This is a genomic window from Pseudomonas sp. ICMP 8385, from assembly GCF_002699915.1.
Lineage (GTDB): Bacteria > Pseudomonadota > Gammaproteobacteria > Pseudomonadales > Pseudomonadaceae > Aquipseudomonas > Aquipseudomonas gessardii.
The window spans coordinates 1-25,702 of sequence record NZ_LKBY01000132.1; the positions used below are offsets into that span (position 1 = coordinate 1).

The following is a 25,702-nucleotide window of genomic DNA, read 5'->3' on the forward strand; positions in this document are numbered from 1 at the left end:
CGAAGCCGTCAATCGGACAGTAGCGAGGATCAATCTACGCCCGCGCAAGCGCTTGGGCTGGAAGACGCCGTACGAAGTGCATACAGGGGTGAGCGTTGCACTTATGTGTTGAATTCAGGGCCGATAAGCGCCTGCTCCTCCGATCTTTAACAGCGACTGCTGCCCGCATGACCGCGGTGTAACCGAGCGACGTTCTGATCGATGCGGTCTTGGATCGTGCGCAAGGTGTCTCGAGTAATAACCTGTGGGTTTGATTTGATTTCAACTCAGACCGCCGAGTTGCTCGCGGTACCCTCGTCGTTAGCAGGGCAACGCGAGCGTGTATCTATTGTTTGATCAAATCGCTTGGCTTCCAGCTCTGGTCAAAGAAGGCCTGCTTTGGCCCATAGAGCCGCACGATCACCAGAAAGCCTTTCTCCGGTACGGTCTTGATCCAGTTCTTGCCTTCACCTGGCGATGTCGGCCCGAAGTAGATGTCGGTGGAACCGTCGCTGTTCGGCGCCGGTTTATCCATCTGATTGAGGGACGGGAATGGCTGGCCATTGTCTAGACCTGACGCGGTCAGATTATCGTAGGCGGTGACCGACCAGAACAAAGCCGCCGGGACATTGGCCGGAAGATTGAGCTTATAGGTCTGGGCGCCGTCCAGAAATTTGCCCTCGGCGTCGCGGGTAGTAGCGGGATACTTGGCGCCGGCACCGACCATGTTCATAACCATGCCAGGGCTGTCCGAATAGGCCGAGGTGAAGAACGCCACACGCTGCTCAAGATTGGTGAAGCTGCCGCTGGATTGAAACTCGGTGTTCTCCCCGGCGAAGGTGTTCACGTACTGACGATCCTTGTAGTAAAGACCGCCTGGCTCTTTGAACAGCAAGTGACTGGTTACCACCTTGCTCATTTTGAACGCGGTGCGCGCAGCTTCATCCAACAACTTGCGCCGCTCGGCATCGGGGGCGAAAGGCTTGCCCTTCTCAATGCCCAAGGTGTGCAGGAAACCGCGCATGTCCATGTCCGCCGGATCGACTGCCTCGGCGTCGATAAAACGCGACAACATGTCAAAGTAGCGTCCGTCTTCGGGGAACAGCATGTTGATCGTTGCACCGGTGGCGTCGGGGAATTGCATCGGCAGAGCCGAGTTCTTCTTACCCAGCGGATAGATCTTCGTACGTTCGACTTCGGCCACCGGCACGCTGAGGTCTTTCGGGTCCTTGAAAAATGTGCGCCAGAACAGGAACACGTTGTTGGTACGCGATCGATAGACGAATCCCTCGGTCGGCTCGGGCCCTTCGTAACCAGGTGGAAGCAGCACATAAGTGCCGCCCTTACCTTTGTCTGGGCCGGCCAGGCCGACGTCACCGCGCCAGGTTTTACCATCGATAGTTGGCCCGACAATCGGACGCTGGAAGAAATCATCGAACATACCCTGCACACCGGGCGGTGCTTCGACCACCAGCGGACCGTACTTCGCCAAATCCAGATAGGTCATGGCGTAGACCAAATCGGAGTTCGGTGTCGTCACCAGCGTCTTGGCATTGATTCGCTTTTTCCAGGTCGGCAGGACGTTGTAGCCAGCTCCAAACTGCTTCTGCGAAGCTTCCTTCATCGACCAGATATTGATCGCCGGCAGAGCCCACAGATATGACTGAACGGCGCGCTGGAACACCAGTTCGTCAATGAGGCTGCGTGCTGTCGCTTCAGTGGGGAAGCCTTTTTCAAAAGGCTGATTGGCCAATTCTTCATAGCGCGACGCGGCATCGGCTAGGCCGCTTAGGGAGAGGCTTACGGCCAGAGCCGTCAGTGAGGTACGCAAACGGTTCATGTGCTGTCCTTAGGAACCCAGTTGGAAAAACGGATCAGTTGGCCTTGACGACCGCTGGCGGCGTCCACTGGCCATTCATCGCGGCAGCTTCCGGCCAGTAGGCGCGAACGTAGAGTGAGAAATCAGCGCCCTTCGGCGCCGGGAGCCAGTTGCTTTCCTTGTCCGCACCCGGTGAATCGCTCTGCACGTAGAGCGTCAGCGAGCCATCGGTATTGGTCTTGAGCGACTTGTTCTTGGTACCGAGGGAATAGCGCCCCAACGAGTTTTCGGCGAAGAAATGCTGCTGGTTGTACAGCGTCAGCGACCAGAAGCCCTTGACCGGCGGCAGCGCGTCTTTGGAGAAAGTCACGCTATAGCGCTGGGCACCATTGAGCCGCATGCCGGACTCGTCCAGATCCTGATAGAAGTACTTGGTCTCGATCTGTTTGTTGACGAAGATGTTCGACCGAGCAACCGCCGTGCGCAGGAAGTAGTCGGTGCCAAACGCTGCGCCGTTGCTGATGGTGCTCCAGTGATGCGGCAACTGCTGGCCGTAATTGCGGAACTGCAGCAGCGGCTTAACAACTTCGCTGTCGGCCTTTTGCGCTTCGTCGATCATGGCTTTTTTCAGCTCCGGATCGCGCTGAGCGATTTGTGCCAGTACTGACAATTGCGCATAGCGCGCCTCTTCTCCTGGCAGCGGTTTGGCATCCTTGAGAATCGCTGGCAGCTCATCGAAGAACTTTTCCGGGAGCACCCAACGCGTTTCTTCGTCACTCGATGCCTCGGCGGGGAATTTCGGCGACTGACTCCAGTCACGCTGCTTGAGTTTGCCGTCGTATTTGGACAGCGGGTACATGTCGATGCCCGACAGATAGTGCTGGATGGCTTTGCGATCTTCGGCTGTATCGTCCTGAAACACCCGTGGAATTACGAACCCGGTATTGGTGTTTGCGCGAAACACCTGGCTAATGCCCTGGGGTACTTTGCCGTTCCAGTCCGGCCCCACCAACAGATAGAAACCGGGCTTGGTGCCGTACATTTTCCCCAGTTCAGCGAAGCTGTCAGAGCGAAGGTCTACTAGTTGGTACACCCAGAAGCGGTCGCCGAAGTCCGGTACCTGAATCACCACCGGTTCGATATCCAGCGCAATGCTGCCCGCACCGTAAACCACATCCTGGTTCGGACAGGCCACCAGCCGCTCGCCAGGGGAAATGTAATCGGTAAGCATCGACAGATGATTGATCGGCGCTACGGGAACGATGCCACCCATCAGGCCTGGCTCTGGGAGATCTTTGAACTTCTGCCGACGATTGAAGATGTTGGCCATCGGCCAACCCCAGAAATATGCCTCTCGCGCCATCATCCGAACGTAAGTCTCGGTCACCTTCACATCGGCTTGCGGGCCTGAAACTTGCGCCACCGGAGAGGTCTCCGCCTGCACGGCCACTGCGCCGAGCAATGCTACAGTTGCGAGCAGGCCGCTAACGAATAAAGGCGTATTGTTCATACCGAAGCTTCCTTGCATGGGCATTTTTCGGGGAGAGAATCTTGTGAAGAAGACTGACCGTTAGAAAAACTAGCAGAGGAAACTGGATCATCCAGAAAAAGGCATGAGAAATGAGAGATTACGATCATATTTCCATTTCTGATAACCGCTTCCCAGTAGGAATTATCCATTGAAAGGCAGCAATGGTTCGGCGCGTCGCTGAGCAGCACCAGGCTTTCGACCCAGACCGGCGCGCCCTCTTTGGGGATGCTGTACTGAATCTTCCGGCCATTGCCGGCAGCGTCGGCCGCTTTCTTGACATCCATTACCCCACCGGCCCATCCCACTACGACGCAGATATTGCCGTTGGCCAGATCCGTAATAAACCGTGAAGAATCGAAGTAGTGAAAAGGCATTGGGTGGCGGCTGGCGTGCGCCTCAATCAAGCGTATCGAACTGACAGAATCTGCTGCCATCCGCTCAGCTTGGCAGCACTACGGGCTGCTCGAAATCCTGGCCAAGTGCAAAGCCGTTTTGCCGCAGAAATCTATTCATGTGCTCAGCAACGGGCGTCTGTTCCAAGACCCGAACTGGATCGCTGCGCTCTCTTCCATCGGTCACCATCAGTTGACAAGCACTAAAGAACCGAGCCGCAACTCTACAACTGCAAACGACTCCCGCTCCTTTTTCGGCCGAGGAGTTCCCCAAACAACGAAGATAAAAAAGTATCGCTCTATATCAGCAGCAGAGTACAGGCTCGGCCAAGTTTCTATACGCAAGGTAATTCAATACTAAAAATAAAAGTGAGTAATCATGACAAAGACATCAACCCTGTGCCTGTGCTCCATTCCCTGTGTTTTCGCGACGGCGTCCGACGCAACAACTCAATATGAAAGGCGTCTGGCCTTGCCTTCTGCTGCGTCGATTCCTTGGTCAGATACGCCTTTGTATCTGGCTGACTCAAAGGCTCGCACCTCTGTGCGCCTGATTATTGCCAACGATACCGCGCACCAGCCCGCTCGCCCCAAGCAATTGATACTACCAGCTCGCATATCGGCTTCAGATGCATAAGGCGCTAACAGCAGCGTGATCCCGCTCAACGCACCGGCAACCTCTGCGCAAGCGCCTTGATATCACTCACCACATAGTCAGGCGCGGGTGCCAATGGATAGAGCGATTGCCCAGGGCGCGCAACAAACGCCGAGCGCAGGCCAGCACGCTGGGCCCCTGCGATATCCCACCCGTGAGCCGCTACCAGCATGGCCTCTGCGGGTGTAATACCACGTTGCTGAACGGCCCAGGTGTAGACCGCAAGGTTGGGTTTGTAGCTCTTGAGCGTGTCACTGCTCAGGTAGTCGGTGAACAGGTCGTCCAACCCCGCGAACGACAGCTGCGCCTGCACCACCTTACGCGATGAGTTAGTCAGTGCGATCAAGGTGTAGCCCTTATCCTTGAGCATCTGCAAACCTGGGCGAACATCGGCATAAGCCGGCAGGCGAGTGATGGGCGTGACGATGGAAGCACGCGCCTGTGCCTCGCTGAGTTGGACCCCATGGGCCTGAGCCACCATCATCAGGGCCGCCGTGCCTACGGTGCCGAAGTCATGGTATTGCTCAGTCGAGGTCTCCACCAGCGAGTAATGCAACAGGGTGGAGAACCATAGGCCAAGCAACTCAGGCCGACCGCCCAGCGCCTGGCCGACAGAGGCGCGCATGGGCTCCAGGTCAAGCAAGGTCTCATTGATATCCAGGAAAATAACACTGGGCGCCTTGGTCTCGGTCGCACTCTGCGCCTGGGCAAAGCCGCTGATGAACAGGACGAATACCAACAGGGTATTGCTGAAAGCCTTACGCTTGAACATGATCGTCTCCCTAAAACAAGCCAGCGCTGTGAAAGCGATAGATTTCAAATCGTTATAGTGTCAAAAGCCAATCGGGCAAGATGCTCAAGGCGAAGGTTTCCAACACCTTGTCGACCCCTGTCAGTACCAACCCACCGAGCACTAACAGCAAAACCCCCAGGAACCGCTTGCCGTGGGTTGCGCGACTCATCAACCCTGGCCGCCACCGCGTCAGCAGTCGACCCGACAACACTGCCGCCAGTATCAAGACCGCAGCCGTACCCAGCCCAAAGGCGAACATCACCACAAAGGCCATGCTCATGTCCTGCCCGATGGATGCCAGCGCAATCGCCGCCCCCAACGTAGGCCCGACGCACGGCAGCCAGACCAACCCCAGCAACGCCCCGAGTCCAAACTGGCCCATTGCCGAGCCACCCCGGTAGTTATGGGTCTCGACACGGCTGGTCAGACGCGACAACTGCAGTGTGAGCCAGTCACCAATCGGCTTGACGACTAATGTCAGCCCCAAAAACACCAGCAATACCGCCGCCACATAGCGGAAGATCACAGGGTCGATACCCAAATTAAGTAAAACAAAACTAATAATTGTGCCGGCCACTGCAAATGAAGTGCTCAGGCCCAAGGCGAGAAAAACCGCATCCAACTTGCTGGATTTGGCAGTGGACGACATCACCACCGGAACCAGCGGCCATACGCAAGGCGACAAAATACTCAGCACCCCTGCCACCATGGCCAGTGGGATAGAAACCAACTCAATACTCATCGCGCAGAAAACCCCTGCTCAATGGCGGCACCGATCACCGGCCCGCGAGTCTCCGCCACGCTGAACCACACTTGCTTATTGCCCTTGTACAACAACAGCGTCGATTGGCGAGGTGCACGAAACTGGGCCACCAGGTCCTTGCGCGTGTCGAAGTCAACGTCGAGTACGTGTAGGGTTTTGTCCGGGTTCTGTTCAATCCATTGGTTGATGATCTGTTTCTGCTTCTTGCAGGTTGGGCACCACGGGGCATTGACATCGACCAGCACCAACTCGCCACTGGCCTGGAGTTTGTCGAAGCGCTCCTGACTGTAGGGTTCACTGGCAAACACTTGGCCAACCATGGCAAACATAACAATCAAGGCCGAGAAGATCTTTTTCATAGGGAGGGGCTCTATTAAATAGCGGAAACAGACCTGCCGTTCGGACAACGCATCAGGCGCGTCCTATATGACAAATAAAAAGTTATTGATTACATGAGCGATATGAATAGTGCGATGACTGGATATACCGAAAAATCAGTTACATCCATTACCCATTACACTGTATTCAAGAACATGCTTTTTTTGCCTGGAGTCCTCATACACCATCCGTACGGGGGTGATCTCACAACGCTCCGACACAGAAGAGATACTAATGACACGCTGTATATCCCCAACGAACCATGAGCCTGGCCGCTCTATAGGCAAAGTCTCTCCATCAACTACCATAGAGTCACCCACGGCCCCCGTGGGTAACTCTCCTGCAACGGCAAAGCCGCTTACCATCAAAAAGCCCGTCAAAAAAAGATATTTCATTTCAGCCATCCAAGAGACTCATCATTTCGTACAGCCCCAAGGTAATGTTCTCTTGGTTCTGTCACCCAGGACGAAATGATGTTTAACCACGATTAGCTGAACATTAATTAAACGATTTACCTGAAGTTCTAAAACACCTTCCTTGCTCACCGCCCGACCGCTTACCCGAGCACAAGACTGTCGAGAAAGTCAGCCACCCTGGCATTGAACACCGCCCCCTGGTCGTCGTGCACATAATGACTAGCGTCCGCGACTTCCACCGTCTGCACATGGGGGTTGCTGGCACTCATCGCCTGCAGCGTCGCAGGTGGCAGGAAGTCCGAGCGGCCGCCGCGAATGAACAGGGTCGGGCAATCCAGCGCGCGCACCGCCGGCCACAGGTCCGTCGGTTCGATACTCAACCGTGCCTCGGCAATCCCCTGCTGGTCATGGCGCCAGGTGATCGCGCCGTCGCGCTCTTGCATCGAATGCGCAAGCCTCGACGCCAGGCTCTGTTCCGACAACCCTGGGCGCGAAGCCCGCCAGAAGGCACGGGCCGCTTCCCAGCTCTCGAACTGCAACGGCGTCTGGCCCATCTCGCGACGGATGCGCGCGGCGCCATCGCCCTGGCTGGAGGAGCCGGGGCCGATGTCCTCGATCAGCAAGCCCAGCAAGCGTCCCGGATGTTGCCGTGCATATTCCAGGGCGTTGGCACCGCCCAATGAATGCCCCAGCAAGACAAAACGCTGCAAGCCCACATGGGCGAGCCAATCTTCCAGGTCCTCGACATACGATTGAGTGTGGTAACTGGCGGGCGCCGCCCAATCGCTCAACCCCCGGCCACGCTGGTCCAGAGCATAGATGCAGTAGCCCGGCCCCAAGGATTGCGCCAGCGACTCCCAGGTCTGTGCATAGGCCCGCAAGCCGTGCAACAGCACCAGGGGCACACCACTCGAAGCGCCCCAGCGTAAAAAATGCAGGCGCAAGCCCGAACGGTTGCGAAAGAAACAGCTCTCGGAAAGCATCGGTGTATTCCTTTAGAAACGATCGAAACGATAAGGGGTTGGATCAATGATCGGTGCCTGCCCACTGACCAGGTCCGCCGCAAGATGACCGGCCGCGGGCGACGTGCCGAAACCGTGCCCCGAGAAGCCGGTGGCCACGGTCAGCCCCGGGATCTGCGCTACCGGCCCGATGACCGGGTTGGAGTCGGGTGTCACGTCGATGGTGCCGGCCCAGGCCTGGGCGATCCGCGCCTGTGCAAAAACCGGCCAGGAGGCCGTCAGGTTGTTCAGCGCGTCACGGTTGAGCCGCGGGTTCGCGGCCGGGTCCTGCACCCTGACACGCTCGAACGGGCTGACACTGCCGGGCTGCCAACGCCGTGCAAGCGCCAGATCCTTGAAAAAAGGCTTGCCCAGCGACAGGTTCAGTACGCTGCGTTGCGCACGGAACTGCGGCATATAGGGCTTGGCCAGCAACAGGTGGTCGAGTGTCAGGCAGGCATCCAGTTTGCCGCGCTGGGTAATGATGAAGCCGCCATCCTTGTGCTTGCGGAACGAAAAGTCCGGGGCCCCGACGGCAATCTGCGTCGGCCCGGCCATGGGCTGGGTACGCAGCACCGAACAGGTCAAGGGCAAGGTCGGCAACGAGACCCCGAGGTTGCCCAGAAAACGCCGTGACCATATGCCCCCCGCCAGCAACACATGCTCGCAGCGGATCTCGCCTTGCTCGGTCACCACGCCACTGACCGCACCGGCGGCCATCTGCAGCGTCCGCACCGCGCAATGCTCGATAATCACCACACCCATGGCCAGGGCCGCCTTGGCGATGGCGCTGCTGGCCAGCGTCGGTTCGGCACGCGCATCGGAGGGCGTAAAGATACCGCCGGCCCAGTCACCCACGCCGCCCGGCACCAGCGCGTCAATCTCACGCTTGCTGAGCAGCCGTGAATCCAGCGACAAATGCTCCACCGACTTGAGCCACCCCTCATGCATTGCCATCTGCGCCGGGGTACGCCCGACAAACATGATGCCCTCCTGGCGATACCCCACATCCGCCCCTACTCGCTCGGGCATCTTTGCCCACAAACGGTCGGCGGCCAGGGCCAGCGGAATATCGGCGGCGTGACGGCTGGTTTTGCGCACCCAGCCCAGGTTGCGTGAGGATTGCTCGGCGGCGATACGGCCCTTTTCCAGGACCACCACCGCAATGTTGCGCTCGGCCAGGGTCAGCGCAGCCGTCAGGCCGATGATCCCGCCGCCAATGATGACGACAGAGGTGGTAGTGGGCAGCACAGTGGAAGTTGTCACGGGCGCTATAGTCGGTGCCATGGTCAAGACTCGGTAAACGAATAAGGGCGGCCACGCCTGCGCCTGGCCGCATGACGATGATTACGCCAGGCGAATGACTTCGACCTGCGCCTTCGACGCGTTGCGATACGCCGTGACTTCCAGCTCCACCTTGTAGACCGTCGAGCCCAGGGGCGGACAGGTGACGGTGCTGGCCGGGTCGACGCCGCGAAACTTCTCGCCGATCAGGGTCATCACCGCCGGCACGTCCCTGGGGTCCTGGATGAACACCCGCGAACACACCACATCCGCCAGGCTCGCATCGACTGCCGCCAGGGCCGCTTCGATATTGGCGAAGACCTGATGGGTCTGTTCAAGAATGTCTTCGGGAATCTGCTTGGTCTGCGGGTTGCGGCCCGCGGTGTTGGACACGTAGATCCAGTTGTCCACGACCACCAGGCGCGAATAGCTGGCCTGGTCTTCAAACGGCGAACCGGTCTTGAGCTTAATGATTTTTGTCATGTCGAATGCCTCGTCAGATGGGGTGAAGGGTTGGCTTAGCGCAGTACCGGGGTGTCCCACAGGTTCAAGGTCACGCCGATGCCTTGTTCAAGCGCCTTGCGATACACCACCGTGCCCCAGGCCACGTCTTCGACGGGCATGCCGCCCACCGACATGATGATGATCTCCTCATCGTTCCTGCGGCCTGGCGCGGCCCCGGCGATGATCTTGCCAATGTCCTCGACGTCGTCGAGGCACATCTTGCCTTCGGCAATCATGTCCATGAAACGCACGCCAATGACCGGCACGCAGTGATGCGCAGGCTTGGGCAACTCGTCAAACCAGGCCTGGTAGAGACCGGTGTTGTCCAGCACCTTGCGCACGTCGCGCTGTTCCATGCCTGCGTCGAGGGAGCACGATGCCGGCATCGCGAGGAAGGCGCCGGGCTTGACCCACTCGCGCCGCACAATTGGGTAGATCGAGGGGTCGCCCACCTCGCCGGAGCTACAATAAGTAACAAGGTCCGAGTCGCGAACCACCGCTTCAAGGGTGTCGACGACCTGGAGCGTGGTGATCTGCGGATAAGTGTCTTTGACCCACGCCATAAAGTTGTCGAGGCTCTTCTGGCCACGGCCCTTGATCTTCAACGTATCAATATGCGGGCATACCGCGATGAAGGCCGCCAGCGTGGTCTTGCCCATCACCCCCGGGCCGAGCAGGCCGACGACTTTCGAGTCCTTGCGGGCCAGGTGACGCGCGCCCACCCCGGGAATCGCACCGGTGCGGTACGCCGACAGCAGGTTGGCCGACATATGGGCCAGCGGTGCGCCGGTGTCGGGGTCATTCAGGGTGAACATCAAGATGGAGCGCGGCAGGCCTTTTTCGCGGTTGGCGATATTGGAGCCGTACCACTTCACCCCGGCGGTGCAAAAGCTGCCGCCCAGATAGGCCGGCATGGCCATCATGCGCCGGTCGGCCGTGGGTTTGGGCATGTTTGGAAACGGCGAGTCCTGCGGAAAAACAACCATCGCGCCATGGGAGTCATTGTTCGGGCCGGCCATGCGGTAGTCACCGGCATACAGCAGGCCGAACATTTCTTCCATGGTATTCACGCAGGCGAGCATGTCGGTCACCCCCGCACGGATCATGTCCTGCTCGGAGAGGTAGATGAAGTCGATTTTTGTATTTATAGGCATAGTTATTCTCGGGTTGAAGGTGAGATCGCTGCGGTAGGCGCAACTCCACACTGTCGACGTCGAGTATCTGGCGGCAGTATCCGGCGGTATTGTAAATTTCGGACATGCCCACGGGCCGGCAGCGTGTCAGTTGGCGCGATTAATGCCTTGGATTTCCCGTACCGCTGCCGTCCCAAGGGGCAACCATGATCCAACAGAGCGTGCCGACTCCCCGGCCTCACACGGTGAACGAACAGCCCTGGTTCGTACTCAACTCTTCACGCTATTCGGTGATGCCCTGCGCGCACCCGGCGATCTCGCATTTCTATGCCTTCGATGTGGCCCACTCGAGCAATCTGCTGGCCGTGCCGGACGGCTGCGTGGACATTGTGTTCGACTGCGACGCCACCCGCCCCAGCGCCCGGATCTGTGGCACCCCGCTGACCGCCCAGGCCGTCCAGTTGCACCAGCACCATCACTACTTTGGCGTGCGTTTTTCACCGGGAATCATTCCCGGCTTTATCAATGTGCTGGCCGAAGAGTTGACCGAGCGGGAACTCGACCTGCTGGAAGTCTCGGGGTTTGCCCAACGGATCTTTGAAAGCATCGTGCAGGCCCCCCTGCTGGGCGATCAAATGCGCCTGTTCAACGACTATCTGGCCCCTCGCCTGATGGGCAAGACGTCCAGGCTCACGGCCATGATCATCCAGCAGACGCTGCGCCATCGCGGCGATGTGCGGATCCAGCAACTCGAAGACCTCAGCGGCTACACCAGTCGCACGGTGCACCGTCAGTTCAGCCAGGACACCGGCATGTCCCCCAAGACTTTTTGCCGGATCATCCGCTGCCAGGCAGCCCTGGATACCCTCAATACCCAACACGATGTTTCGTTTTCGCAGTTGGCGCTCGACCTGGGGTTTTCCGACCAATCGCACTTCCTGCGCGACTTCAAGAAGCTGGTCAGCACCACGCCCTGCGACTACCAGCGCAAAATGCTGCAGAACGCCTACACCGACCGGATCAGCTACGCCTGAGCGGGCTGTACGCCAACCCCCCATCGCTATCATTTCGTTCGTCGGGCACCGTGCGCTTCGTCACGGGTCTCGATCATTGGCGCGGCTCAAGGACATCGGTAAACGCGTGGATCCGAGCTGAGCCCGCGCCGCTCAGCCCATCGCCCGACGGGTCTCGGACGGCGACTCGCCAAACAGCTCGCGGTAATGCGCGGCAAAGTGGCTCAGATGGAAAAAGCCCAGGGCCACCGCGATCTCACCGACGTTATGGGCATAGGCAGGCGTGGCGATCAAGCGTCGGCGCACCGCATTCAGACGCAAGTTGCGCAGGTACTCGACCGGGCGCATGCCGGTCACCGCCTGAAAGCTGTTCTGCAGGGTCCGTCGGCTCACCCGCAGGTGTTCGCACAGGTCGAGAATACTCAGTGGACTGTCGCCACTGGCATCGATCAACTCCTGGCAGCGCTTGACCAGGTAAGCACTCACGGCGAAGTTGCCGCGACGGCAGCGCACCTCGTCGGTGGCATTGCTGAACAGGTCGAGGAAGGTGTTGAGCAGTTCGTCCTCCAGCATTCTTTCGGCGGTGCTGCTGATGGCGTCCGTTTGTTCCAAAAGGTGACGAAACAGTGGGTAAATACGCTGGCGTATCCGCAGCAGTAACGCGTCATCCGCGCATAGCTGCGAGCGGGTGGTCAGGCGCTTGAGCTGATCACGGGACAACTCGAAGGCGGCCAGTTTGGCGAAGCGTACTGTATCGACATTGAGCGCGAAGAAGTGCGTGCCTTCAGGCGCATGCAATACAAACTCCTCGCCATCGCGTAACAGCACTACGTTATGCGTGCCCACCTGTTGCCCTTGCGCCACCGGTGCACTGCCCAACGACATGGCCGCGCACAGGCGTCCCGTCGGTGCATAACCGCGCTGTACCACGCGTTTGTCCAGGACCTCCTGGAAGATCTGGAAGCGGTCGGCAGACAACTGCAGCAGTTCACTGGTCAGGCAGCCACGGCCCAGTTGGTCATACACTTGCCGCCAGCCCTGGATGGAGCCGGCATGGAGTTGAGGGTCATTGAAGGTTCGGACTTCAGCCAGCATGATCGTCGTTCCTCGTTGGCCCCGTTGTGGTTATCGGCCTGAAAGGGGCTTAAGTCATCCATGACGACCGCTGTGGTTTACACAGGGAGGGTGTCCGCGCTGAAAACCAAAGCCAGTTCCGTGCCAAACATATGCAGGCGGTACGTGGTGGGCTGGATACTCATCGGGGCCAGCAGCGCCCCGGACAGCACCACCTGCCCGGCCTCCACCCGTTGGCCGTCCGCCAACAGACGGCGGATCAGCCAGCACAGATTGGCCAGCGGCGGGTCCTCACGATCCTGGGTCTGGCCATCGCCGCAGGGCGCGCCCGCGCATTCCAGGCGGTAGCCCACATTGGCGTGTTGCCGCGGATCGAACGCCATCCGCGGCCCGAGGCAGTAAAGCCCCGCCGCCGCGTTATCGGCCAGAAAGGCCCCCACGCCGAACGCCCACCCCTGCCAACGACAGTCGGCAATCTCGAACGCCGGAGCCACTTGTGCAATGGCCGCCAGGATCTCCTCGTCGCGGTAGTCTCCCGGCGCCAGGCTGCGCCCCAGGATGATCGCCACTTCGATCTCCAGCTTGGGCTGGATCAACCGTGAGAGCGCCACCACCGTGTTCGGTTCGACACTCATCCGATTGGTCAGGCCGCCATACACCGGCTCGTCAATGCCCATGCGCTGTTGCGCGGCGCGGCCGGCGAAGGCGATTTTCCAACCGCTCAGTTGTTCGCCTGCCCCCATGCGCCTGTCCAGCGCCTGGCGTTGCAACGCGTACCCTGAAAGCAGGTCCAGCGCCTCGGGTGGCAGCGGCGCAATGGCTTGTGCCGTGCGCGTGGCCTGGTGCAACCGGTTCAAGAACCCGTTATCGCCGCTCATGACAGTTGTTCCGCCAATTTGCGCAACACACCTTCAAGCCGCTCAGGTGTGGTAATGGCCGCGATAAACCGGTCCGGGCGCACCACGACGATGCAGTCGCGGACCTTGGAGAACCATTCGCCCAGGCGATTATCCACGTCCTCCACGCTGATCGCGTCCATGGCCATCAAGGGCTGGTGACGAGCAGTGCCACTGCGCGAACGATTGACCTGAATGAAGCGCGTGTCCCAGCGCCCCCAAAAACTCGTGGTTTCTTCGCTGAGGGCCTCGCGGGGATTGACCCGATACCCCAGCACCGCATAGGAATGGCCCAGCACCTCATCAAGACGCCGACGCTGGCCCTCGCTGTCTTCGATATAGGGCTGCACAAACAACTGGCCGACCAGGTCGTCCTCACGCAGTTCGGCACGCTCGTGATAGACCAGGCCCTTGGTGATGGTGGCCTTGGGCTTGAACTTGAACTCCAGCAGGTGCGAGCGCAGGTTATCGACGCTGTTCACCGCCTGGAACAGCCAGTCACGCACACCGGCCATCAACGGGTTGGTCAGCCCCAGTACGGCGCCCATGTTGTCGGCCAGGGCCACCAGTTCGGTGGCGTGCCCGCGGCGTTCCTGGTCGTAGCTGGCAAGGATCGCGTGCGAGGCGCGGCCCTGGAGGATAGCCGCCAGCTTCCAGGCCACGTTGGCCACATCGCGCAACCCGGAATTGAGGCCCTGCCCGGCCCAGGGTGGCGAAATATGCGCGGCATCGCCGACCAACGCCACCCGCCCTTGAACAAATCGCGCCGCGACCCGGGAATGGTGGGTATAGGCGCGGATACGGATGATATTCAACGCGTCGACCGCGTCGCCGATATGCCCACGGATCAGGTCGCGGATGGTGCTCTCGTCACACATCTTCGCCTCATCCTCGCCCTCCATCAGCATGAACTCCCAACGGCGCTGCTGGTAGGGCAGGTAAATGCACACGAAGGGCCGTTGCGGGTCGGCATGCAGTGCGGTGTAGGGGGCATCCAGGGTGTCATTGGCGGTGTCGATCACCACCCATTTGCGTGGATGGGTCAGCCCCAGCAACTCGATGCCGAGTTTTTTGCGCACCGTGGAACGCCCGCCATCGGCGCCGATGACATAGTCGGCGCGCAGTTGGTAGACCTCGCCCCGAGCATCGCGCACCTGCAAGGTCACGCCCTGCCCGTCCTGTTCCAGGTCAAGCATTTCATGGCCCTGGCGCAAGGTGACGCTGGTGCGCTGGCCCAGGGTTTGGCGCAGCGTGCCTTCAAGCAATTGCTGCATGAAAATATTGCGCATTGGCCAGCCGTAATGGGCGGTACTGGGCTTGACCTCGGCGAAACACACACCACGGGCGTTGTAATAGCGCAGCGGCACATCGCAGATCATGTCGCGCGCGGCCAGTTCGGCGATGCCGATGCCCTGCAATACACGCAGGGCTTCATCGTCCATGCCTACCGCACGCGGGTACGGCAGGATGCCGTCGGCAAGCTCAAGGACGATGCAGTCGATTCCGTACATCCCCATATAGTGCGCGGCCGTGATCCCGTTGGGGCCGCCGCCGACAATGACAACCTGGGTTTTCTCCTGCTTCATCGCTATTCACCGCTTTCTTGTTGTGGTTTTAATCCGGCGTCGCCAAAGCTGCACGCCCGCAATCAGTACAGCCCATCAACCCCTTTGACATCTTCGGCCTGCAGGCCGCCGAGCCTGGCATGCAAGCGCCCACGGGTGGCAAAGGCCCAGATCACGATCACTTCATCCGGCGCGGGGCCGTCACCGAACATCAGCGACATACTGTCGTAGTGCGAGCGCACATACAGGGCATCCTTGTGGGCCAGCGGCACATCAATGGTGGAGCCGGGGCCGCCGCGCTTGCCGGTGGAGGGCACCCAGGACTTGCCGCCGCCCAGCGCCAGGCGCACCGGGTCAGCAGCCGGGTTGGTCAGGAAGGCATTGCCATGTTCGTACTCGCCCTGGCTGCCCACCACGCACGCTTTGCCGTAGCTGACAATCTCCCGGGAGCCGGCCAACGCCTGGATACGACGTCCGAACTCATGCCCCAGCTGTGGCGAGGGTTGGACCAACTCGGCCAACGACTCGCTGTAGCGACCGGCATAGGGGTTGGCGATCACGGCGGCAACGGCATATTTGAACAGCGGCTCGCCATCGGCCAATTGGCCGGTTTCGTTGGCCAGGGTTTCTTCGACAAAGCTGTACCATTTGCGGATGTGATAGGTAGCAAAGTTAGCGGTTTTCATAGGGTTTGCCTCAAAGTGGGTCCAGTTTGAAATGGCGACTCGGCGCACCGGCGGCCTTGAACCGGGCCTTGCCGCGTGCATCGTCGTGTTCGGTCTCAAGGAAAAATTCCATGCGGTTGCCGTCGGGATCGTTGAAGTACACGCCATGGCCGATCTCGTGGTCGGTGATCTTCACCACTTCGACCCCCTTGCCCAGCAACATGCCGTAGAGCTGACGCAAGGTGGTCATGTCCCCGGCGATCTCCAGACCGTAGTGTTGCAGCCCCAGCCCGCCCTGGTGGGCGCCGGGCTCGGCACGGATCAAGGCGATGTCGTGATGCTTGCCGCCAAACGCCATCATGACCCAGCTCTCGCCACGGGCACTTTCGTGCATGCCCAGGATGTCGGCGTACCAGCGCGCCGACACGTCAGGATCACTGACCCAGAGCGATAAATGAGTACGCAGGATCTCGACCTTCATGGCGCTCTACCTCAATGCTTTTTCACGATGGATTGATGCCCGGCCTTGATCTGCGCCACGGCAGGTGTCCAGAGCACATCGGCGATCTCGCTGAATTCGCGCCAGTGCTTCTGCCAGCCATCACCGCCATTGTCACTGGTGAACAAGTGCCCATACTTGGTGCCCGCCACGATCTGCTGCGGGTTGGCCGGGTTGAACGCAATCGCCCAGACACAGGAGTTAGGCTGCTGCGGCAAGGGCAGCACCTCCCAACTGAGCGCGGCATCGCGGGAGACCAGGATCTTGCTGGTGGTGCCGGGAGTACCGTCGGAAATACTCAGGTACAGCAGGTTCTGCGTGCCCAACGGCGCGTTCATCGCACGTATGTAGTACAGGCCAAAGGCTTCCCGGCCGATGATGCCGGTCCAGGTCAGCCCTTCATCCAGGCTGCGGTAGACCGCATTGACGCACACCACCACAATGACTTTCTCGCCGTGATTGGGCAGGACCAGGATGTTGTGGATGTCCGAGTTGTAGTCCCACAGCAGCCGGTCGTCGACCCGTGTCCAACTGTCACCACCGTCGCGGGAATGGAACAGCCCGCCCTCCTCCAGGCCGAACCACAGCTGGTTGCGGTCGGTCGGGTCATAGGCGAAGGCCAGCAGGCGCGGGCGGCTGACGCCGTCGCAGAACTCCGGGATGTCCACCGGGGCACGGTCCCAGTTCAGGCCACCGTCCAGGGTCCGCCAGAGCACGGCACGCGAAGGCGCACCGGTGCCGACAAACATCCGTTGCGCATCCTGCGGGTCGACCGCGACTTTCCACACGGTCTGCCCATTGAACGGCGCATCGACCCGCTGCCAATGCCCACCGGTATCGCGGCTGACGCACAAGCCCACGTCTGTGCCGGCATAGATCACCTCGGGGGTATCGGGATGCCCCCCCAGGGATCGGGTGATTGCATCGAACTCCAGGTCCTGCCCCAGGCCCAGGCGGTGCCAGGTACGGCCATCGTCGGCACTGCGGATCACCGCTTGCCCCACGGTAGCCACCAAAAGGGTTCCGTTACTCATCACTGATGCTCCTCAGATATAGATGCCACGGGTCAAGCCGCCGTCGATGCCGATCGATTCCCCGGTCACCGCACCGGCCTTGGGCGACGCCAGAAAACCAATCAGCCAGCCCATTTCAATCGGCGCGAGGGTGCGGCGAATCGGCGTTGCGTCGATATACGCCTGCTCGACCTGCTCCGCGGTCTTGCCTTGCTTGATCCCTTCGCGCTCGTACAGCTCCTGGATATGCGGGGTGTCCACCACGCCGGGGTGAATCAGGTTGACCGTGATGCCCGAGGCGCCCAACTGGTCGGAAAGGGTCTTGGTCATATGGGCAATCGCCAGGTTGCGCATGCCCGAGAGGACTTTGCTGCTACGTCCGGTGAGGCCGCCGATGTTGATGATGCGACCGAAGCCGGCAGCCTTCATGTGCGGGGTCACGGCCTTGGCGCAACGGAAGTAGCCGATCACCTTGGTGTTGAGGTCCGACAGCAGCTCGTCGTCGCCGGCATGCTCGATGTCGTTGCGCACCACACCGGACGGCGCGGCGGCACCGTTGACCAGGATGTCGATACGACCAAAGTGCTTGTAGGCCGCCTCGACCATTTCCGACACCGCCGACATGTCATTGGTGTCACAGAACAGCGGCAGCACTTCGTTGCCGGTCTGTGCGCTGATCTCCTCGGCAGCCAGTTGCAGGAACGCCATGCGCCGCGCACAGATCACCACCTTGCAGCCTTCCTCGGAGAGAAAACGTGCCACTTCCTTGCCAATGCCCATGCCGCCACCGGTGACAATGGCCACGCGGCCTTTCAATTCCAGATCCATAGCAATTACCTCTTGTGATTATTCAGTTCAGGCCAGATCGACAAACACGCTTTTGGTCTCGGTGTAGGCATCGATCACGTTTTTCCCCATTTCCCGGCCCCAGCCGGACTGCTTGTAGCCGCCGAAGGGCGAGGCCGCATCGACCACATTCCAGCAGTTGATCCACACCGAGCCGGCCTTGAGCTGCGCCGCCACGCGGTGCGCCGAGCGTAGGTCGCGGGTCCACAGGCCCGCCGCCAGGCCATACGGCGAATCGTTGGCGCGCAGTACCAGGTCGTCGATTTCGGTCCAGCTCATGACGGTCAGTACCGGCCCGAAGATCTCTTCGCGGGCGACACAGGCACGTTCGGCGCGATCAAGAAATACGCTAGGCGCCATGAAGTGGCCGCGCTCCAGATGGGCCGGCCGGGCGCCGCCGCAGATCAGTTCGGCACCCTCCTCCTGGCCCCGTTGCAGGTAGCCCTTGACCGTGCTCAGTTGGCGCTCCGACACCAGCGGGCCCATGCTGCTGGCCGGGTCCAGGCCGTTGCCGAGCACGTGGGCGGCGGCATGCCGTTCAAGCTCTTCCAGCACCTGGTCCAGCACGCTGGCATGCACATACAGGCGCGAAGCGGCCGTACACACCTGGCCCTGGTTGTAGAAGATGCCATCGGCGGCACCTTTGGCAGCGCGCACAATATCGGCGTCCGGCAAGATGATATTCGGCGACTTGCCGCCCAGCTCCAGCGAAACCTTTTTCATGTTGCTGGTGGCGGCTTGCGCGATCAGCCGGCCGACCTGGGTCGAGCCGGTAAAGGCAATCTTGTCGACATCGGGATGCTGGGCCAGCGGTGCGCCCGTTTCAGCGCCAAGGCCGGTGACCAGGTTGACGACCCCGGCCGGAAACCCGGCGGCCTCGATCAACTGCACCAGGCGGATCGCCACGAGTGGCGTTTGCTCGGCGGGCTTGAGCACCGCCACACAACCGGTGGCCAGTGCCGGGCCGAGCTTCCAGACGCACATGTTCAACGGGAAATTCCACGGCACGATCAGCGCGCAGACCCCCACCGGTTCACGCAAGGTGTAGTTGAGCATGGGCGCACCGCTGGCCGGCGACACCGGCAGCGTGCTGCCTTCGATCTTGGTCGGCCAGCCGGCGAAGTAGCGCAGGATGGTCGCCGCACTGGCCGCTTCACCGCGCGCGGCGGCAATGGGCTTGCCGTTCTCCAGGGTGATCAGTTGCGCCAGCTCTTCGCGGTGCTGGTCCAGCAGATCGGCCAGGCGCAACAGCAGCAGGCCGCGCTGGGCCGGCGACTGCAGTGCCCAGGCGCCATTGAACGCCGAGCGCGCGGCAGCGACCGCCGCCTCCACATCACGCGCTTCGCCCTGGGCGACTTCGCCCAGGGTTTCTTCGGTCGCCGGGTTTTCCACGGCAAACCGCCGGCCAGCGGCGGCGTCCTGCCAACTGCCGCCGATAAACAAGCGGCCCGGCCGGGACAGAAAGGCCTGGACGGCCGGCAGCACTTCAAACGGTTTCATCATCGACTCCTTCACAGCGCCATTTCGATCAGGCAAGGACCGCCATCGGCTTTGGCAGTGGCCAGCGCCCGTTGCAGTTCGGCATTGGTTTGCACCGTACAGGCCGGCACGCCGTAGCCTTTGGCCAGGGCCTTCCAGTCAATGCGCGGGCTGTCGAGCACCGTCAAGCGCAGGGCTTGCGGCTCCATGACGCTCATGCCGAAACGCCGCAGCTCATTCTGCAAAATGGCGTAGCGATGGTTGGCGGCAATCAGGATCACCACCGGCAACTGCTCGCGGGCGATGCTCCACAGGGTTTGGATGGTGTACTGGGCGCTGCCGTCGGATTGCAGGCAGAACACCCGATTGCCGGGTTCCGCCAGGGCGGCGCCGAACCCCACTGGAATCCCCTGGCCAATCGCACCACCGGTATTGGTCATTACCCGATGCCGGGCGGCGCGGGCGGAGGCGGTGAAGAAGGGATAACCGCAGGTCCCGCCCTCGACCGAGACAATACTGTCGTGGGGCAGCGACGCGGCCAACACTTGCCCAATGGACTGCGGCGTCAGCTCGGCATGCCCGGGCGGCAGTTCGATGCCCTGGGGCGTCGGCACGTAGGCCGGTGCATCCAGGACCTCGGCCAGCGCCGTCAGCGCCCCGGCCACGTCGTCACCGACATCGGCCAGCGCCAGCAGGCGCTCGCGCTCGGCCAGGCGCGACGGTATGCCTTCGTAGCCAAAATAGCTGATGGGCTCCGGCACCCCGGCGCAGACGACCAGGTCGTACTGCTGAAGAATTTCAATGGCCACTTCCGGGAAGTACGGCAGGCGGTCCAGGTCCGGCAAACCGCCGCCACGGTAACTGAGCCGGGGAAAGGTCTCGGCAAACAAGCGCACGCCCGGCAACTGGGCCAGGCGCCCCGCCGCTTCCAGGCCTGCGACCGACAAACCCTCATCGCCGACGATAAACACCAGGCGCTTGCCGTCACGCAGGGCCTGCGCCACGGTCTCGACCCGATCACCGGCAAACCGGCGCACGGGTGCGCGCAGCGGTGCAAACACGCCGTGGTCCGGCACCGCGTGGCCTTGCAGGTCCATGGGCAGGATCAAGCTGGCAATTTGCCCTTTGGCTTGCCAGGCCGCGCGCACCGCTTCCTGCAAGTCCTCACCGATCCCCGCAGCCGTACGCGAGGTGCGCACCCAGCCGGAGACCGTCCCGGCCAAGGCCTGGATGTCACTGGCCAGCGGCGGGTCGTAGTTGACATGCCATGACGCGTGATCGCCGATCACATTGACGATGGGGGTATTGGCCCGACGGGCGTTGTGCAGGTTGGCGATGCCATTGGCAAACCCCGGGCCCAGGTGGGTGAGGGTCATCGCTGGCTTGCCGGCAATCCGGCCATAGCCGTCCGCCGCGCCCGTACAGACCCCTTCAAACAGTGACAACACCGGCTTGAGAGCAGGTGCGCTGGCCATCGCAGCCACCAGCGGAATCTCGGTGGTCCCGGGGTTGGCGAAGCAGTACTCGATACCGCTTGCCGCTGCCGCATTCACTATCAGTTGCGCACCATTCATTTTCAGCCCTCTTGCTTGAGCATTTGCAGTGATGAGATTTATCACACACAAAAACCAAACCAACAAGCATTTATTTATGTTTTTCTCATTTTATGAGATTTATGCGAATTTAAAGGACGTCAATACCCTTCAGAGATTGCGTTTTTCTCTCACTGCGGTAGTGTTGCCCTCGTGCGAATTGCCTGATCCATTAAGGTAGGCGGCAAGCGCCCTTCCCCTTCTCCTAGGAACGAAATGAGCAGCCTGAGCAAATTGCTGAGTGTCCTGGACCTGTTCGGTCCACAAACGCTGAAGATCGACCCCGACACCATCGCCGAGCGCATGGGGCTGTCACGGGCGACCGTGTACCGCTACGTCAAGGATTTGTGTGACGCCGGCCTGCTGACCCGCGTGGACGCCGGCAGTTACGGCCTGGGCCCGCGCGTGATCGAACTGGACTGGATGATGCGTCAGTACGATCCGATCCTTCTCGCCGGCCGCGAACTGATGCACGAGCTGTCCGCGCAAACGGGACTGGCCGTGTTTGCCAGCGTGTTTTACGACGGGCGCATCATCAACACCTACATCGCCGAACCTACCGACACCTATCACTTTGCGTTCGGGCGCGGGCAACCGTTGCCGTTCTTTCGCGGCGCACAATCGAAGGTCTTGATCGCCTTTCAGAAAGGCCGCCGCCTGCAACGCCTGTTCGACGAGCACATGGCCAACGACCCCAACAGCCCGTATGACTGGGCAAGTTTCTCCAAGGCGGCGAAAAAGATCCGCAAGGACGGTTACTGCCTGACCCACGACGAACTCAACCTGGGCCTGACCGGTATCGCCGCGCCCATCCTCCAGGCAGACCTCGACGAAGTCGTCGGCAGCCTGTCGGCCGTTGGCAGCAGCCAAAGCTTCAAGCTGCTGCGCCAGGACACCGTGGTCGAAATGGTGATGGATACCACCCGGCGCATTGCCGAAAACATGCGCAACCCACCGAGCGGCATCACGCCCTGACCCGCCGGGCTCAGAACGGCATGATCAGGGTCAATTGGCTGTAGAGGTTGGTGCCATTGCCACCGACCTGGTTGCCACCGCTGGTCGAGTCTTGCTTGGGCTGGTACACCCCCACCAGCGGGGTGGCGATCAAGTGCGGGTTGACCGCCCACTCAAGGTACATATCCAGCTCGCGGGCATCGAGGTTCAACGCATTGCGTTTACGCAACGTGTCGTAATCGAAGTACAGCACCCCCAGGGTCAGGTTTTCCAGCGGGCTGGCCTTCAGCCCGACGTGCTGGATGCGCGTATTGGTGTTGAACGGCCCGGCGAAGTTGCCGGCCACTTCGCCCTGGAACCAGGTGCCGTAGCCCATGCTGAAGCCGGTGAACAGCGCGTCCCATTGCTGGGAATAGCGGGTGTAGCGATAGCTCACCTTGGGCCTCCAGGCCGTATCGGCGAAGGTATAGCCCGCTTCGCCGTACCAGGCTTTTTCCGGCCCCGCGTCCTTGTCCTGCCAGGCGTATTCAAATGCCAGGCTGACGTTCTGGATACCCCCATCGCCTTCGCCGCGTATGCTGTAGACGTTCATGCCCTTGCGCTGGCGTTGAAAGTCGCTGGCCCATTGCTCGTTGACATCGATGCCATGCACCCAGGTCAACCCGAGGGTCCCCGCTCGGGCGGTGTAATCCAGGGTGCCGGCGGCCAGTTCGGTTTCGGCCTGGACGCGATTGTCGGACTTGAGCCACATCAGGCTGCCGTGCAGGCCGTCCTGCCCGCCCAGGCGCAACACCGCGGTTCGATCGAACGCATGCCGCGCCGCCAGGTAATAGGCGCCGCCACGATTCAAACGGCCATCGGCCGGGCCCTTGCCCAGGTTCAGCCCGTCATCGTTGATCAGGAACCCTCGGCCGAGCTTGACCACTTGGCGCCCGCCAGACATATCAATGCCGTCCTTGCCCAATGCCGGAAACAGGTCGCCGGAGCGCCATCCCAGGTAGGCATCTTCGATCTTTGTGGTGCGCTCGGTGCCCAGGGCATTGCCGCTCGGATCACCGTCTCCCCAGGTGGCACTACTGAGCAGGGCAAATGCGCCATACGCGGTGCCGTTGCCCCCCAGTGCCTGGTCGCCGCTCAAGCCGTATTTGATAAAGCCTTCGCGCCAGGTAGAGCCGCCTGACGTGCCGTCATAATTCTTGCGGCTGTTGAAGTGGCCGAACACCGCAGTCATGTCGGCGTTGAGATGACGGTTTGCATCGCTGTACAGCTCATAACCCTGTACCTGATGGCAGAGACCTATGGCCAGCGTGCAACCCAATAGCAGATGACGTGATGAATAACCCATGGCTCAAGCTCCTTGTGCGTTGTCACGCTTGCGGACGAACAGCAGTTGCTGGCCAGTGAACTCCAGCAGCCCCTCAAGGCCGAACTCGACGCCAAACCCGGACATTTTGCTGCCACCAAACGGTGTGTTCGGCTGGATCTGTGCATGGCAATTGACCCAGGCCACGCCGCTCTCCAGGCGGCCGGCCAGGGCCTGGGCCTGCTCGACATCCGCCCCCCAGACCGATCCGCCCAACCCCATGTCACCGGCATTGGCGCGCCGCAGCACATCCTCCACCTCTTGGTAAGCGATCAAGGGCAACACCGGGCCGAACTGCTCCTCGTCGACCAGGCGCTGCCCATCGGTAACGTCCGCGACCAGCGTGGGCGGATAGAAAAAGCCGGGGCGGTCCAGACGCGCACCGCCGCACAGCACCCGCGCACCGTTGGCCCGTGCATCGGCGACCAAGGCTTCCACCAGTTCCAGTTGCTCAAGGTTCTGCACCGGCCCGAAGGTGACACCGGCTTCAAGACCATCACCGACCACCTGGCGCGCCGCAATTTGCGTCAGCGCCTCGGCGAAAGCCTGGTACTGCGATTCATGGATGTACAGGCGCTTGAGGGCCGCACAGGTCTGGCCCATGTTCAGGAAGGCCGCCTGGAAAATCTCCTCGGCCACCGCCTCCACCGGCGTCCCCGGCAAGACGATTGCGGCGTCGTTGCCCCCTAGTTCCAGGGTCAGGCGCTTGAGATTGCTGGCGGCGCCGCGCATCACGCTTTGCCCGGTGGCGGTGGAGCCCGTGAAGACAATCTTCTGGATCCCGGGGTGCGCAGTGATCGCGCTGCCAAAGCCCTGCTCGCCCGTCACGCAATTGATCACGCCACGCGGCACATGGCGGGCAATGATGTCCACCAGGCCCAAGGTGCTCAACGGCGTCAGGCTCGACGGCTTGCTGATCACACAATTACCGGCACGCAACGCCGGCATGATGTGCCACACAGCGATCATGAACGGCCAGTTCCATGGCGTGATCGACGCCACCACCCCCAAGGGCTTGCGGTGCAGTTCGATCCGTTGGCTGGGGGTGTCCTCCACCTGCTCCACCACAATCTCCTGCGCCGCAGCGTAACGGGTCCAGGCGGCCGCCCCCATGACCTCGGAAAACGCCAGCGCCAGTGGTTTGCCTTGCTCACACACAATCAAGCGAGCCAATGCCTCGGCCTGCCGTTCGATATCGGCCGCAATGGCCAGCAACCGCTCACTACGCTCGCAGTGGCTGCTGTGCCGCCAGCTTTTAAAGGCGACCCGCGCGGCGTCCACCGCCTGGTCGAGTTGCGCCAGGGAGCCGGCCGGGCATTGAGCGAATGCCGCGCCGGTGGCTGGATTGATCACGTCAAACTGGCCCTGTTCACCGGCCACCTGAGTGCCGTTGATAAGCATCTTGTAATGGTCCATTAAAATCTTCCTTTCACGCGCTGACCAGCCATGCCGGGCAACGACAGGCTGCAATTGTCGAGTGGGTCGAGCAGTAACGCCGGCGGCGTTAGAGCGTGTGGCTGCCCAAGGCGAGAAACCGTTGCGGCGAGATTTTGCGCAGCCGCGCGGCGAGCACGATGCCGATGATCAGGGCCACGGGAATAATCGCGCAGAGGCTATAAGACAGCAGTTGACTGGCACCGGTGAGGACATCGAAATGCACCACCGCCAGCACCAGTACCAGCATCAGCGCCAGGCAGGAGAAACCTGGCAGGAGACGTCCACGCCAAAGCCCGACGCTCAGCTCGGGATGACGATGGAAGTAGACGCATACCGCCACCGAGGTCAGCGCCATCAACAGGATGACGCAGAGGGTGGCCAGGTTAGACAGCCAGGCGAACAGTTGCAGGATCGGGTCCGCATCCATCGCAGCGAACACCAGGACCACCACCGCCGCAATCAGACTCTGCAACGCTGAGCCCATATGCGGGCTCTGGTGCACGCGGTGGGTGGTGCCCAACAGGCTGTGCAACAAACCGTCGCGGCCAATGGCATAGAAATAACGCGCCGCCGCGTTATGAAAGGCCAGCAGCCCGGCATAGATACTGACCATGAACAGCACCCGGATGATCTGCGTCAGGTGCGGGCCGACAAAGTG

24 protein-coding genes and 4 pseudogenes are annotated in these 25,702 nt (G+C 61.0%); 5 read left to right on the forward strand and 23 right to left on the reverse strand.

The annotated features are described in order from the left end of the window. Positions 1-112 (forward strand): annotated as a pseudogene (locus tag AO268_RS26520) (IS30 family transposase); the annotation flags it as partial. A 213-nt stretch (positions 113-325) separates the two neighbouring features. On the opposite strand, the gene AO268_RS26525 reads toward AO268_RS26520, so the two are convergent. From AO268_RS26525 to AO268_RS26535, 3 genes and pseudogenes are all read right to left on the reverse strand, one after another. Beyond that, positions 326-1,819 carry a DUF1254 domain-containing protein gene (locus AO268_RS26525; RefSeq protein WP_099170341.1) on the reverse strand — a complete coding sequence of 498 codons (1,494 nt, stop codon included), beginning with the start codon at positions 1,817-1,819 and terminating at the stop codon, positions 326-328. A gap of 34 nt (positions 1,820-1,853) precedes the next feature. Further along, positions 1,854-3,308: a DUF1254 domain-containing protein gene (locus tag AO268_RS26530; protein WP_099170342.1), complete on the reverse strand. Its 1,455-nt coding sequence runs from the start codon at positions 3,306-3,308 to the stop codon at positions 1,854-1,856. Positions 3,309-3,493: 185 nt separating this feature from the next. Next, positions 3,494-3,691: pseudogene (locus tag AO268_RS26535) on the reverse strand (polyamine ABC transporter substrate-binding protein); the annotation flags it as partial. Positions 3,692-3,785: 94 nt separating this feature from the next. On the opposite strand from AO268_RS26535, the pseudogene AO268_RS33580 reads away from it, so the two are divergent. Beyond that, positions 3,786-3,920, forward strand: a pseudogene (locus AO268_RS33580) (His-Xaa-Ser system radical SAM maturase HxsC); the annotation flags it as partial. A 344-nt stretch (positions 3,921-4,264) separates the two neighbouring features. After that, positions 4,265-4,366 (forward strand): annotated as a pseudogene (locus AO268_RS32500) (formylglycine-generating enzyme family protein); the annotation flags it as partial. Between the two features lie 17 nt (positions 4,367-4,383). On the opposite strand, the gene AO268_RS26545 reads toward AO268_RS32500, so the two are convergent. The 8 genes from AO268_RS26545 to AO268_RS26580 all read right to left on the reverse strand — a co-directional run bounded on the left by AO268_RS26545 (position 4,384) and on the right by AO268_RS26580 (position 10,669). Then, the gene (locus tag AO268_RS26545) at positions 4,384-5,148 is read right to left on the reverse strand and encodes a haloacid dehalogenase type II (RefSeq protein ID WP_099170343.1); all 765 of its coding nucleotides are present in this window, start codon (positions 5,146-5,148) and stop codon (positions 4,384-4,386) included. A 52-nt stretch (positions 5,149-5,200) separates the two neighbouring features. Next, a complete protein-coding gene (locus AO268_RS26550; protein WP_099170344.1) occupies positions 5,201-5,911 on the reverse strand; it encodes a cytochrome c biogenesis CcdA family protein in 711 nt (236 codons plus the stop codon). Then, on the reverse strand, positions 5,908-6,291 hold the full coding sequence (locus AO268_RS26555) for a thioredoxin family protein (protein ID WP_099170345.1): 384 nt from the start codon (positions 6,289-6,291) through the stop codon (positions 5,908-5,910). The genes AO268_RS26550 and AO268_RS26555 overlap by 4 nt, the downstream gene beginning before the upstream one ends. A gap of 135 nt (positions 6,292-6,426) precedes the next feature. After that, on the reverse strand, positions 6,427-6,714 hold the full coding sequence (locus AO268_RS26560; RefSeq protein ID WP_306474147.1) for a DUF2790 domain-containing protein: 288 nt from the start codon (positions 6,712-6,714) through the stop codon (positions 6,427-6,429). Positions 6,715-6,866: 152 nt separating this feature from the next. Further along, positions 6,867-7,709 carry an alpha/beta fold hydrolase gene (locus tag AO268_RS26565; protein ID WP_099170346.1) on the reverse strand — a complete coding sequence of 281 codons (843 nt, stop codon included), beginning with the start codon at positions 7,707-7,709 and terminating at the stop codon, positions 6,867-6,869. Positions 7,710-7,721: 12 nt separating this feature from the next. Beyond that, the gene (locus tag AO268_RS26570; RefSeq protein WP_099170347.1) at positions 7,722-9,014 is read right to left on the reverse strand and encodes an NAD(P)/FAD-dependent oxidoreductase; all 1,293 of its coding nucleotides are present in this window, start codon (positions 9,012-9,014) and stop codon (positions 7,722-7,724) included. A 60-nt stretch (positions 9,015-9,074) separates the two neighbouring features. Then, positions 9,075-9,494 carry a RidA family protein gene (locus tag AO268_RS26575; RefSeq protein WP_099170348.1) on the reverse strand — a complete coding sequence of 140 codons (420 nt, stop codon included), beginning with the start codon at positions 9,492-9,494 and terminating at the stop codon, positions 9,075-9,077. A gap of 35 nt (positions 9,495-9,529) precedes the next feature. Continuing rightward, positions 9,530-10,669, reverse strand: a complete 1,140-nt coding sequence (locus AO268_RS26580; protein WP_099170349.1) for a tyramine oxidase subunit B — start codon at positions 10,667-10,669, stop codon at positions 9,530-9,532. A 185-nt stretch (positions 10,670-10,854) separates the two neighbouring features. Between AO268_RS26580 and AO268_RS26585 the strand changes: the two genes are divergently transcribed. Then, a complete protein-coding gene (locus AO268_RS26585; RefSeq protein WP_099170350.1) occupies positions 10,855-11,682 on the forward strand; it encodes an AraC family transcriptional regulator in 828 nt (275 codons plus the stop codon). Between the two features lie 132 nt (positions 11,683-11,814). Here AO268_RS26585 and AO268_RS26590 read toward each other — a convergent pair whose 3' ends face one another. The 9 genes from AO268_RS26590 to AO268_RS26630 all read right to left on the reverse strand — a co-directional run bounded on the left by AO268_RS26590 (position 11,815) and on the right by AO268_RS26630 (position 21,272). Further along, positions 11,815-12,756 (reverse strand): helix-turn-helix domain-containing protein, encoded by a 942-nt coding sequence (locus AO268_RS26590; protein WP_099170351.1) that lies wholly within the window; start codon positions 12,754-12,756, stop codon positions 11,815-11,817. 77 nt (positions 12,757-12,833) lie between these two features. After that, complete coding sequence (locus tag AO268_RS26595) at positions 12,834-13,613, reverse strand: 2-keto-4-pentenoate hydratase (RefSeq protein ID WP_099170352.1); 780 nt, start codon at positions 13,611-13,613, stop codon at positions 12,834-12,836. Then, on the reverse strand, positions 13,610-15,217 hold the full coding sequence (locus tag AO268_RS26600) for a bifunctional 3-(3-hydroxy-phenyl)propionate/3-hydroxycinnamic acid hydroxylase (protein ID WP_099170353.1): 1,608 nt from the start codon (positions 15,215-15,217) through the stop codon (positions 13,610-13,612). The genes AO268_RS26595 and AO268_RS26600 overlap by 4 nt, the downstream gene beginning before the upstream one ends. Before the next feature lie 62 nt (positions 15,218-15,279). Then, complete coding sequence (locus AO268_RS26605; protein WP_099170354.1) at positions 15,280-15,882, reverse strand: amino acid synthesis family protein; 603 nt, start codon at positions 15,880-15,882, stop codon at positions 15,280-15,282. 10 nt (positions 15,883-15,892) lie between these two features. Continuing rightward, a complete protein-coding gene (locus tag AO268_RS26610) occupies positions 15,893-16,342 on the reverse strand; it encodes a VOC family protein (RefSeq protein WP_099170355.1) in 450 nt (149 codons plus the stop codon). Between the two features lie 11 nt (positions 16,343-16,353). Then, positions 16,354-17,394: a WD40/YVTN/BNR-like repeat-containing protein gene (locus AO268_RS26615; protein WP_099170356.1), complete on the reverse strand. Its 1,041-nt coding sequence runs from the start codon at positions 17,392-17,394 to the stop codon at positions 16,354-16,356. A 12-nt stretch (positions 17,395-17,406) separates the two neighbouring features. Further along, positions 17,407-18,201, reverse strand: coding sequence for an SDR family NAD(P)-dependent oxidoreductase (locus AO268_RS26620; RefSeq protein WP_099170357.1), 795 nt, complete (start codon positions 18,199-18,201; stop codon positions 17,407-17,409). 27 nt (positions 18,202-18,228) lie between these two features. Next, positions 18,229-19,719: an aldehyde dehydrogenase family protein gene (locus AO268_RS26625; RefSeq protein WP_099170358.1), complete on the reverse strand. Its 1,491-nt coding sequence runs from the start codon at positions 19,717-19,719 to the stop codon at positions 18,229-18,231. Between the two features lie 11 nt (positions 19,720-19,730). Then, complete coding sequence (locus AO268_RS26630; protein WP_099170359.1) at positions 19,731-21,272, reverse strand: acetolactate synthase large subunit; 1,542 nt, start codon at positions 21,270-21,272, stop codon at positions 19,731-19,733. Between the two features lie 234 nt (positions 21,273-21,506). Between AO268_RS26630 and AO268_RS26635 the strand changes: the two genes are divergently transcribed. Next, positions 21,507-22,265 (forward strand): IclR family transcriptional regulator, encoded by a 759-nt coding sequence (locus tag AO268_RS26635; RefSeq protein ID WP_099170360.1) that lies wholly within the window; start codon positions 21,507-21,509, stop codon positions 22,263-22,265. 10 nt (positions 22,266-22,275) lie between these two features. Here the strand turns inward: AO268_RS26635 and AO268_RS26640 are convergent, their stop codons facing one another. The 3 genes from AO268_RS26640 to AO268_RS26650 form a co-directional block, all read right to left on the reverse strand. Next, on the reverse strand, positions 22,276-23,589 hold the full coding sequence (locus tag AO268_RS26640; RefSeq protein WP_176561418.1) for a hypothetical protein: 1,314 nt from the start codon (positions 23,587-23,589) through the stop codon (positions 22,276-22,278). Positions 23,590-23,592: 3 nt separating this feature from the next. After that, positions 23,593-25,023, reverse strand: coding sequence for an aldehyde dehydrogenase family protein (locus AO268_RS26645; RefSeq protein ID WP_099170361.1), 1,431 nt, complete (start codon positions 25,021-25,023; stop codon positions 23,593-23,595). A gap of 88 nt (positions 25,024-25,111) precedes the next feature. Then, positions 25,112-25,702, reverse strand: a 591-nt coding sequence (locus tag AO268_RS26650) for an amino acid permease (RefSeq protein ID WP_141562846.1), incomplete at its 5' end; no start/stop codon positions are given.

Excerpts from the sequence above, each read along its gene's own strand:
- AO268_RS26525 (WP_099170341.1), bottom strand. The coding sequence starts at position 1,819 with ATGAACCGTTTGCGTACCTCACTGACGGCTCTGGCCGTAAGCCTCTCC.
- AO268_RS26530 (WP_099170342.1), bottom strand. The coding sequence starts at position 3,308 with ATGAACAATACGCCTTTATTCGTTAGCGGCCTGCTCGCAACTGTAGCA.
- AO268_RS26545 (WP_099170343.1), bottom strand. The coding sequence starts at position 5,148 with ATGTTCAAGCGTAAGGCTTTCAGCAATACCCTGTTGGTATTCGTCCTG.
- AO268_RS26550 (WP_099170344.1), bottom strand. The coding sequence starts at position 5,911 with ATGAGTATTGAGTTGGTTTCTATCCCACTGGCCATGGTGGCAGGGGTG.
- AO268_RS26555 (WP_099170345.1), bottom strand. The coding sequence starts at position 6,291 with ATGAAAAAGATCTTCTCGGCCTTGATTGTTATGTTTGCCATGGTTGGC.
- AO268_RS26560 (WP_306474147.1), bottom strand. The coding sequence starts at position 6,714 with ATGGCTGAAATGAAATATCTTTTTTTGACGGGCTTTTTGATGGTAAGC.
- AO268_RS26565 (WP_099170346.1), bottom strand. The coding sequence starts at position 7,709 with ATGCTTTCCGAGAGCTGTTTCTTTCGCAACCGTTCGGGCTTGCGCCTG.
- AO268_RS26570 (WP_099170347.1), bottom strand. The coding sequence starts at position 9,014 with ATGGCACCGACTATAGCGCCCGTGACAACTTCCACTGTGCTGCCCACT.
- AO268_RS26575 (WP_099170348.1), bottom strand. The coding sequence starts at position 9,494 with ATGACAAAAATCATTAAGCTCAAGACCGGTTCGCCGTTTGAAGACCAG.
- AO268_RS26580 (WP_099170349.1), bottom strand. The coding sequence starts at position 10,669 with ATGCCTATAAATACAAAAATCGACTTCATCTACCTCTCCGAGCAGGAC.
- AO268_RS26585 (WP_099170350.1), top strand. The coding sequence starts at position 10,855 with ATGATCCAACAGAGCGTGCCGACTCCCCGGCCTCACACGGTGAACGAA.
- AO268_RS26590 (WP_099170351.1), bottom strand. The coding sequence starts at position 12,756 with ATGCTGGCTGAAGTCCGAACCTTCAATGACCCTCAACTCCATGCCGGC.
- AO268_RS26595 (WP_099170352.1), bottom strand. The coding sequence starts at position 13,613 with ATGAGCGGCGATAACGGGTTCTTGAACCGGTTGCACCAGGCCACGCGC.
- AO268_RS26600 (WP_099170353.1), bottom strand. The coding sequence starts at position 15,217 with ATGAAGCAGGAGAAAACCCAGGTTGTCATTGTCGGCGGCGGCCCCAAC.
- AO268_RS26605 (WP_099170354.1), bottom strand. The coding sequence starts at position 15,882 with ATGAAAACCGCTAACTTTGCTACCTATCACATCCGCAAATGGTACAGC.
- AO268_RS26610 (WP_099170355.1), bottom strand. The coding sequence starts at position 16,342 with ATGAAGGTCGAGATCCTGCGTACTCATTTATCGCTCTGGGTCAGTGAT.
- AO268_RS26615 (WP_099170356.1), bottom strand. The coding sequence starts at position 17,394 with ATGAGTAACGGAACCCTTTTGGTGGCTACCGTGGGGCAAGCGGTGATC.
- AO268_RS26620 (WP_099170357.1), bottom strand. The coding sequence starts at position 18,201 with ATGGATCTGGAATTGAAAGGCCGCGTGGCCATTGTCACCGGTGGCGGC.
- AO268_RS26625 (WP_099170358.1), bottom strand. The coding sequence starts at position 19,719 with ATGAAACCGTTTGAAGTGCTGCCGGCCGTCCAGGCCTTTCTGTCCCGG.
- AO268_RS26630 (WP_099170359.1), bottom strand. The coding sequence starts at position 21,272 with ATGAATGGTGCGCAACTGATAGTGAATGCGGCAGCGGCAAGCGGTATC.
- AO268_RS26635 (WP_099170360.1), top strand. The coding sequence starts at position 21,507 with ATGAGCAGCCTGAGCAAATTGCTGAGTGTCCTGGACCTGTTCGGTCCA.
- AO268_RS26640 (WP_176561418.1), bottom strand. The coding sequence starts at position 23,589 with ATGGGTTATTCATCACGTCATCTGCTATTGGGTTGCACGCTGGCCATA.
- AO268_RS26645 (WP_099170361.1), bottom strand. The coding sequence starts at position 25,023 with ATGGACCATTACAAGATGCTTATCAACGGCACTCAGGTGGCCGGTGAA.